This is a genomic window from Sphingomonas sp. CCH5-D11 (genome assembly GCF_001557395.1).
Lineage (GTDB): Bacteria > Pseudomonadota > Alphaproteobacteria > Sphingomonadales > Sphingomonadaceae > Sphingomonas.
Genome location: NZ_LSKH01000279.1, coordinates 1 through 250, shown reverse-complemented (window position 1 = coordinate 250; position 250 = coordinate 1). Strand labels below are relative to the sequence as shown.

The 250-nt window shown below is 68.0% G+C and carries 1 protein-coding gene; it reads left to right on the top strand.

Annotation, left to right across the window (positions count from 1 at the left end; all coding sequences use genetic code 11):
- A partial coding sequence (locus tag AX702_RS17285) for a P1 family peptidase (protein WP_197420667.1) occupies nucleotides 1-250 on the top strand: 250 nt, incomplete at both ends.

The window sequence follows — 250 nt, the reverse complement described above, 5'->3', positions numbered from 1 at the left end:
CTGGGCGGCTATCGCGTCGGCGTGCTGGTGCAAAGCAATTACGGCGGTGTGCTGACGATCGCGGGCCTGCCAGTGGGCCAGCGGCTGGGCGGCTATCTCCTGGAGGATGCGGTGGACCGCAAGCAGGGCGACGGATCGGTGATCGTGGTGATCGCCACCGATGCGCCGCTGTCCGATCGCAATCTGAAGCGGCTGGCGGCCCGCGCCGTCATCGGCATCGGCCGCACGGGATCGCCGATGACCAATGGAT